Source organism: Streptococcus mitis, assembly GCF_946188695.1.
In the GTDB taxonomy this organism is placed as follows: domain Bacteria; phylum Bacillota; class Bacilli; order Lactobacillales; family Streptococcaceae; genus Streptococcus; species Streptococcus mitis_DF.
On record NZ_CAMHWI010000021.1, the window covers coordinates 34,948 to 43,265 of the forward strand.

Annotated in this window: 6 protein-coding genes; all 6 read right to left on the bottom strand. The window is 41.2% G+C overall.

The window, feature by feature from the left end:
• Positions 1-142: 142 nt before the first annotated feature.
• Positions 143-2,851, bottom strand: a complete 2,709-nt coding sequence (locus N8L33_RS08715) for an ABC transporter permease (protein WP_261059624.1) — start codon at positions 2,849-2,851, stop codon at positions 143-145.
• A 1-nt stretch (position 2,852) separates the two neighbouring features.
• Positions 2,853-3,554, bottom strand: coding sequence for an ABC transporter ATP-binding protein (locus N8L33_RS08720; RefSeq protein WP_261059625.1), 702 nt, complete (start codon positions 3,552-3,554; stop codon positions 2,853-2,855).
• Positions 3,555-3,683: 129 nt separating this feature from the next.
• Positions 3,684-6,095: a glycoside hydrolase family 95 protein gene (locus N8L33_RS08725; RefSeq protein ID WP_261059626.1), complete on the bottom strand. Its 2,412-nt coding sequence runs from the start codon at positions 6,093-6,095 to the stop codon at positions 3,684-3,686.
• A gap of 52 nt (positions 6,096-6,147) precedes the next feature.
• Positions 6,148-6,840 (bottom strand): phosphoglycerate mutase, encoded by a 693-nt coding sequence (locus tag N8L33_RS08730; protein ID WP_000240129.1) that lies wholly within the window; start codon positions 6,838-6,840, stop codon positions 6,148-6,150.
• Between the two features lie 238 nt (positions 6,841-7,078).
• Positions 7,079-7,555, bottom strand: a complete 477-nt coding sequence (locus N8L33_RS08735) for a hypothetical protein (RefSeq protein WP_261029661.1) — start codon at positions 7,553-7,555, stop codon at positions 7,079-7,081.
• Positions 7,556-7,568: 13 nt separating this feature from the next.
• Positions 7,569-7,949 (bottom strand): hypothetical protein, encoded by a 381-nt coding sequence (locus tag N8L33_RS08740; RefSeq protein WP_000837844.1) that lies wholly within the window; start codon positions 7,947-7,949, stop codon positions 7,569-7,571.
• Between the last annotated feature and the right edge of the window lie 369 nt (positions 7,950-8,318).

Genomic DNA, 8,318 nt, shown 5'->3' on the forward strand with positions numbered 1-8,318 from the left:
ACGAGTAAATACAAGTTCAATCAGATAAAAACAACTACCTTATACTAATTCAAACTACGTCAGCTTTATCTGCAACCTCAAAGCGGTGCTTTGAGCAACCTGCGGCTAGCTTCCTAGTTTGCTCTTTGATTTTCATTGAGTATTACTCTACAGATTTCAAGGCTTCAAGCATATCAACCTTTCTCAGATGATGATTGACAAAGAAACCAAGTAGGGTCAAAATGGTGCTTACTGCTGCCACTGGGATTACATAGACCTCCCAGCCTACCTGCGGATAAAAGAGAATAGTCGCAGGAGAAATCATTTGAATCAAAAATTGGTGTAAATAGAAACCAGCTGCTAGACCAAGGACAATTCCCACAAGGGACAGCACAATCGTCTCACGGTAAATGTAGAGAGTGACTTCATTATTATGAAAACCGAGAACCTTGATAGTGGAGAGTTCACGGATTCTCTCAGCTACGTTAATGTTGGTTAGATTGTAAAGGATAACAATAGCCAACAGAACCGACACGATGACCAAGATGGTCATGGTCTGATTGAGTGAACTTGCGACCGAGTCAAAGAGCCGAATGGCTGAAGCATTCTGGACAACGCTGGACACCGCAGTTTGATTCATAAGCAAGCCGGCCTGTCTTTCGATACTAGGCGCACTAGTATCCTTTAGCGTAACCAGATAAGTGTTGGCTTGGGGTAGCTGTCCATAAAGTTGCTCATAATTGGCTTGGTTCATATAAATAAAATGACCAACGTAGTTCTCAGCAATGGCAGCAACCTTTAGTTCCTTACCTTCAATTTCGAAAGTCTGCCCAACCTTGACACCTGCCAGCTGGGCTAGTTTAGTTGTAATAACGACTCCATCTTTCAATGTCAGCTCCTGCTGATGATTTTGCAGATGGATAAAGGGAGTCAAATCTTCCTTATCTGTCATCATAAGGGTAATGGTCTGAAGACCAGCCTTACCTTTGAAATCCTTATCTAGCGTTTTTGAATAGATTTTCTGATAGGTTTGAATATCCTGCCCTTTCAACACTTCTTCCAACTCTGCCTTGTCTTGATTGGTCGCACTAGGATTTTCAGAGACAATCATTTGATACTGTTGAATTTGTTGAAACTGTCTAGACGGAACTCCTGCTACAGAGGATTGGATTCCCAAGCCTGCAAAAAGCAGAGCGACTGAACCTGCCACACCAAATATTGTCATCAACATCCGCTGTTTATAACGGAAGATATTGCGGGCTGTTACTTTATGGGTAAAATTGAGACGACGCCAAATAAAACCGATACGCTCCAGTAAGATTTTAGCTCCTTTAACAGGTGGTTTAGGCAGTAAAAGCTGAGCTGCTTCATCGTGAAGTTCCCTCCGAGCCACCAGATAGGCTGGTAACACACTCGCTAACCAACTCAGACCAAGTGCCAGTAAACTATAGCTCCAATAGAAGTGAATCTGAGTTTCTCCCACCACCATACCTTTTGTAATAACACTTGAAATCACACTGGCTAGCAAATAATGACCAAGTATACTACCTAGAGCTGTTCCGACAGTCCCAGCCACTAGACCGTACAGGAGAAACTTGGCGATAATATCCTTACTACGATAGCCCAAGGCCTTAAAAATCCCTGCATGTGTTCGCTCTTCATCCACAAAACGAGTCATAGTTGTAAAGGTCACCATAGCTGCTACGGCATAAAGCACTACCGGAAAGATATTGCCCACTGCCCGAATACTGGCTGAAGCATTGCTGTACATGAGGTAGCCCTGACCACCTGGCATGGTCTGACGATTATAGACCTGATACTTAGGCTCGGCCAAATCATCCAAGACTTGCTGATGTTTGTCTAATTTTTCCTTTTCTTGAGCTAAATTCTCTTCAGCTTGCTTTAGTTTATCCTCTTCCTTGCTCAATTCCTGCTTGGCTTGGATAAGTTGAGCATTAGCCTGCTCTCTCTGAGCTTGAGGAAGCAAGGTTAGTTGACTTTCCTGAGCCTGTAAACGATCTTGAGCAGTTGCTAAACGACGCTTGCCTTCCTGCAAATTAGCCTGAGCCTTATCAAGGGTCTCTTGCCCCTTATCGAGAGATTCTTGTCCTTCTTTTTTCAAGACTTGCAAACGTGCCTTGCCATTATCTGATAGAGCTTGTTCAAGTTCTTCCTGATGTTGCTTGGATTTTTCTTCATAAGCTACTGAAAAGGAATTTAAACCTGCTAAATCTTGATATTTCAAACGAGCTATATTGTAGACTTTCTGATCAAACTGGCTAGGTAAAATCACCCCGTAGGCTGTCAGAGTCCCACTTCCACTTCCTGCATAGCCCATATCTCGCTGGGAGAGGATTTCAGCCGAATCCACAAAACCAGTAATGGTAAAAGTATGGTCTTTTAAAGAGGAATGACCGCCTTCTTTTTCTTTAAAACTAATCTCCTGTCCCACGCTATATTGACTCTGCAGATGACTTGCCAAAGCGATTTCCTGGTCTGACTGCGGAAGTCGTCCCTCTCTGAGCTGAAAGGTTGAAATTCTCTCTGGTTTGGAGTACAGCCGAATAGCATCCTGCCCATTATCCATAGTCACATCTGTCAAGTAGCCAAACTCGACCTCTGCCCCCTGCGTCTGTTCTAGTTCTTCTTGATCTGCTTGATCCAAACCATAGTTAGACATGACTGCCAAATCCAAGGTTTGAGCAGTGGTTAAATAAGCATGGGCAGTCTCTTCCATATTGGGGCTGGTTACTTTGAGGCCTACTAAGGCTAGAGACCCTAACATCATCAAGGTCAAGATGGATAAAAAACGCCCCTTGGAGCCTGTAAAGGACTGAATTAAGTCCTTCCAATAAGTTTTTCGCTTAATCATGCTAGTACTCCAAACTGTCAATATCCTGAGGAAACTGGTTCATCACCACATCCTTGACACTGGCATCGTGCATATGAATCACGCGATCAGCAATAGGGGCCAAAGCTCCATTGTGAGTCACGATAATCACCGTCGCTCCCTTTTGACGAGACATATCTTGGAGAATCTTCAAGACTTGCTTGCCTGTCTGATAATCCAAGGCGCCTGTCGGTTCATCACAAAGGAGAATTTTAGGATTTTTGGCTACCGCGCGTGCAATGGAGACTCGCTGTTGCTCCCCTCCAGAAAGCTGGGCTGGAAAATTATTAAGACGATGAGCCAGACCTACATCTGTCAAAACCTGCTCAGGATTCAAGGCATCTGTCACAATTTCTGAGGCCAGTTCCACATTTTCCTTAGCTGTCAGATTAGATACTAGATTGTAAAACTGAAAAACAAAACCGACATCATTACGGCGGTAATTGGTTCTCTGGTGGGAACTATAGTCTGCAATATTAACACCATCTATCCAGATTTCCCCTTCATCATTGGTATCCATTCCCCCTAGGAGATTGAGAACTGTTGACTTACCTGCACCTGACGCACCAAGAATAATAACCAATTCTCCCTTTTCAATCTCAAAATTCACATCACGATTGGCCACAATCTCCGTATCCCCAACCTGATAACGCTTATAACAGTGTTTCATCTCAATATAAGCCATCAGACCCACCCTCTCTCAAACAAATTACTTCCTACTACCATTATAACGCTTTTTCAACTAGTTGGAAACTGCTTACATTCTCAAATCCTTATTAAAGGCAGTCTCAAACTACTGCCTTCTATCACCTTCTTAAAAATAAAATTGAACAAGATCGCCTTCTGCTGTTGCTACCGAAATACAATCTTTCTCTATGCATTTCACTTTTGCTTTTTCTTGATTCATTTTAATCACACTCTTCTCAATATCTGGATAAGAGACTCGCAAATCTCCCCCGCTTCTTGATAAAATGGTCAACTGTAAGAGTTTTTTATCCTCCCACCTCATGCTCACTTCAAAATGTCCACGTGCCATTAAGCCTGAAACGGAACCTCTTGACCATGCATCGGGTAGGGCGACTAGAGGTACCAGATAAGCTGAATGAGACTGGAGTAACATTTCTGCCATGCCACTGCTAGCACCAAAATTACCATCTATCTGAAAAGGAGGGTGGCTACACCAAAGATTTGGCAAGGTCGATGACTTTAACTGCTCTGCTAATAATTTATGGGCTCGATTGCCATCTCCTAGACGCGCCCAGAGATTGATCTTATTAGCCTTGGACCAGCCTGTTCCGCCATCTCCACGATCATTGAGGCTAGCACGCGCCGCTACAAGATACTCTTGTCCCTTGTAGCTAAAGAGAGTTCCAGGATAGAGTCCCACTAGATGGGAAGCGTGCCGATGCTGGGCCTCCACTTTTTCATTTTGAAAATGTTGCTCTTCCTCCTCATACCACTCCCTGATTCGACCAGATTGAGTGATTTGAAGAGGATTAAGCAAGTCAAACTTCTCCTTGACCTCAGTCAACAAAGCTTCATCCAGTCCCAATTCCTGAGCAGCCTGAATAAAATCATGGAATAATTGCCAAATCAGAGATTGGTCATAGGTATTGCCAATCGAAATCGGCCCGTGTTCTGGAGAATAAGACGGAGAAGACACCCAACGCTGCGCCTGCCTATCCTCATGTAAAAACACATTCCAAAAACGAACCGTTTCCCTCAACATGGGATAAATTTTCTCCCTGAGATAGTCTTGATCCCTATAAAATGAATAGGCTTCATAAACAGTTTGCATCATCCACGCATTGGCAGCTGGCGACCAGCCCCAGTAGTAGTCCCAACCAGGTGCCGTCCAGCCAAAAGGAGTCGCTTGCGTATGAACCAACCAACCGTTCTCCTCCCCTTTCTGAGAAATGATTCCTGCATACCTTGCAGCCGCTATGCGACCATAAACACGCAAATCATCGATATAGTTGATGACCGGAAAAGCCGTCTCTAAGAGGTTAGTCACATAGGCTGGCCAATAATTCATCTGCAGGTTGATATTCAAGTGATAGTCCGAATTCCAAGGAGGATTGTCGACCGCATTCCAGACACCTTGCAGGTTAGCTGGTAGCGAATCTGGGCAATCTCTGGAAGAACTAATCAATAAATACCGCCCATACTGGAAGAACAGCTCCTCCAAAGCCTGCCCCTCTTGTGGATTATAATTTTTTAACAAATCATCTGTAGTGGATGCGTCAACTTCAGCCCCCAAATCCAATTGAACACGCTGAAATAAAGCTTGGTAGTCCTGAATATGCCTTGATTTCAATTGGTCATAGCCCTTTTCTTTAGCTGTCTCCACCAGATTTTTTACTTGTCGCTCCAAATCTAGTTTCTTGCGATAATTGCTAGCAGGATTTTGGGCAAAATTCGTCTTAGCTGCCAAGAAGAGATTGGCATAACTGGCTCCTGATATCTGAACCTTATCCGACCAGACTCTAATGTCTCCATCTGTTTCCCAAGCTAGATAACTAGCAAACTGCAGGTCATTGTCCTTAACTCGCCCCTTCATCAAGATATAAGAATCAGTAATATCCAGCTTACACTCCTTGTAATCAGATTTTTCCTGCTCATACTTTCCATCAGAAGCCAAATCACGGGTCAAGGATAGTTCTATAGTAAAATCTAGAGTTTCCAACCCTTCCTTAGTAAAGCGCTGAACCAAGAGATCATCTGGAAAACTCGCAAAGGCTTTACGTTCAAATCGCGTTCCCTTATAGGCATAGGAAGTCGTCGCAAGTGCCTTACTGATATTCAGCTGTCTCTGATAATCCGTCACCTGAGACAAAGTATTGCCTTGATTACTAAACACAATATGAATATCCCCAAATGACAGATAGGTCCCATATTGACTCGTTTGGGGCCCAACTAGGTGCTGTTCTGCCAGTTCTTTTGCCCGATTGTAATCTCTCTTTTCCAAAGCCTGCCGAATTTCAGCTAAAAAACTATACTGGTCCTGAAGATTTCCACCCTGATAATCTGAACTATCAGGAAGTGGACCACCAGACCAAAGACTTTTTTCATTGAATTGAATCCGTTCAGCCCCTATAAGCCCAAATACTTTAGCACCTAAAGAACCATTGCCAATCGGTAAAGACTCTTCTTCCCACCCCTTGTAAGTGGTTGAAGCTGGTTGCTTGTAGGTCAGCACATAATCTTGTTTTTTATTCCTTATCATACTACCATACTAACATAAAAAGCCTAGAAATCAATTCTAGACTTACAATTTTTTATTTTCCAAGGTAGTATTCAGAAACTACGTTCAATTTTTCGTCGAATTCGAATACCAATGGTGGGAAGTTAGGGATTTCCACGTCCATGATTTCGTCATCTGACAAACCTTTGATGTGTTTTACAAGGGCACGGATTGAGTTACCGTGAGCTCCTACGAATACGTTTTTACCATCTTTAAGAGCTGGAGCGATTTTATCTTCCCAGAAAGGAAGGGCACGTTCCAAAGTCACTTTCAAGTTTTCAGCATCTGGGATTACTGAGTCGTCAAGTGAAGCGTAACGACGGTCTGTGTGAGCTGAGTGCTCATCATCACGGTCCATGTTTGGAGGCAATACATCGTATGAACGACGCCAGATGTGAACTTGTTCATCACCAAATTGTTCAGCAGCTTCAGCTTTGTTTTTACCAGTCAAACCACCATAGTGACGTTCGTTCAAACGCCATGATTTTTCAACTGGAACCCACAATTGATCAGAAGCTTCAAGAGCCAAGTTAGTTGTTTTGATCGCACGTTTCAATACTGAAGTGTAAGCTTGGTCAAATTCGATACCAGCCTCTTTGATCAATTTACCAGCGTCAATCGCTTGTTGTGTACCTTTTTCAGACAAATCAACATCAGCCCAACCAGTGAAAAGGTTAGCTTTGTTCCATTCAGACTCACCGTGGCGAGCAAAAACCAATTTTACCATTAGATGGATTCTCCTTTAAATTTTCCGAGGTTTCCCCTCGTTTATCTATTCTATTTTACACAATTTTTCACAAAAAAGCTAGTCAAAACCAAAAAGGAAAGGACTGTTTGCCAATCACATTGTTTTTGGTTGTTTCTATTCTATCTTCATTATTTAATCTTTAAAAAACACCCCAATTTCTAACATTTGGGGTGTAATTTAACCAATTATTCTCAATTACTACAAAAAAATTTCTATCTTACTGTAGTTGAGATGTCAAAGTTTTCAACTGTTTTTGCAAATTGTCTCTAAAGTCTTTCAATTGTTGAGACAATTTTGATTTATCATCTTCCTTGATCTCAGTTGACCCTAGCAAATCATACAATTTTTTCTGCGCATCGAATAATTTTTGAGTTGACTCTTTTAGTTTGGTAAACGACTCATTATTTTCCATAGCTGTGCCTTTGAAACTTTCCTCAGCTTTAGTAAAATAATCATCAAAAATCTTTTTATAAAGATCTATATAATCTGCATAAGTACGCATTGATTCAATCGCATCATCTGTTACAACTGGAGTATCGAAAGTGATTGTTTCTTTTGAGGTATTAGATGTTGCTACTGTCTTCTCATCATTACTTGTTGAAGCGGTCTTTGAACTTTGTGATCCACATGCAACGAGAAGAGAAATAAATAATAGGACTACTCCTAGACCGATAAAATGTTTTGTTCTTTTCATGCTAAAACACCTTTTATTCTTCTGATTTGAATTTCTTCAATGTTGCAAGGAATAGAGATCCTCCAATAATAGCAAGAATCCCCCCAACCCATCCTAAGAATGGAATGAGACTAACTCCACCTGAAACAATCATTAGTACAGACGGAGCTGCACCTACACGATTATCTCCTTTATAGTAAACAATAGCAATGATACCAAGAACAAGATTTGCAATCTTCAAGGCATTCAAGAGTAAGGCAACACCTGAAACAGCCCCTGCAGTAGCTCCTCCATTAAGAGTTGTAGCAGCTGTATTTACCGCTGTTCCCAACAAGACAAAAGGACCAATAAGAAGTAAAATTCCTCCCACAAGACCGACGATACCACTAATTAAAGCAAGTGTTTTTGATTTCATAATAAAATCTCCTTTTTATTTTTTTCAAATAAAATTGTATCATATTTACTAAAAAAAAAAGTATTTTCTGATATTATAAAATAAAAATTTGTATAATATGAAATAAAATATAATACTTTTCAGAAATCAAAAGCAATTACACAAATTTATTATTGTAAAAATGTGACACAATTTACCAATCTTATCCGCAATATCAAATTCGTATTTTATCTTACTGCTGTTAGCTTGCTAAGTTTCTCTTTGATTCTTGTTGAGTATAAAAAGTCACACCTCGCAAATTTTCAAAATAAATAGGCTCTATAATATTTGTAGTGGGTAAATCCCCTATGAATCTTATGGAGCCTATTTTTGTGTAGAAAAAAAGTCCCA

Excerpts from the sequence above, each read along its gene's own strand:
- N8L33_RS08720 (WP_261059625.1), bottom strand. The coding sequence starts at position 3,554 with ATGGCTTATATTGAGATGAAACACTGTTATAAGCGTTATCAGGTTGGG.
- N8L33_RS08725 (WP_261059626.1), bottom strand. The coding sequence starts at position 6,095 with ATGATAAGGAATAAAAAACAAGATTATGTGCTGACCTACAAGCAACCA.
- N8L33_RS08730 (WP_000240129.1), bottom strand. The coding sequence starts at position 6,840 with ATGGTAAAATTGGTTTTTGCTCGCCACGGTGAGTCTGAATGGAACAAA.
- N8L33_RS08715 (WP_261059624.1), bottom strand. The coding sequence starts at position 2,851 with ATGATTAAGCGAAAAACTTATTGGAAGGACTTAATTCAGTCCTTTACA.
- N8L33_RS08735 (WP_261029661.1), bottom strand. The coding sequence starts at position 7,555 with ATGAAAAGAACAAAACATTTTATCGGTCTAGGAGTAGTCCTATTATTT.
- N8L33_RS08740 (WP_000837844.1), bottom strand. The coding sequence starts at position 7,949 with ATGAAATCAAAAACACTTGCTTTAATTAGTGGTATCGTCGGTCTTGTG.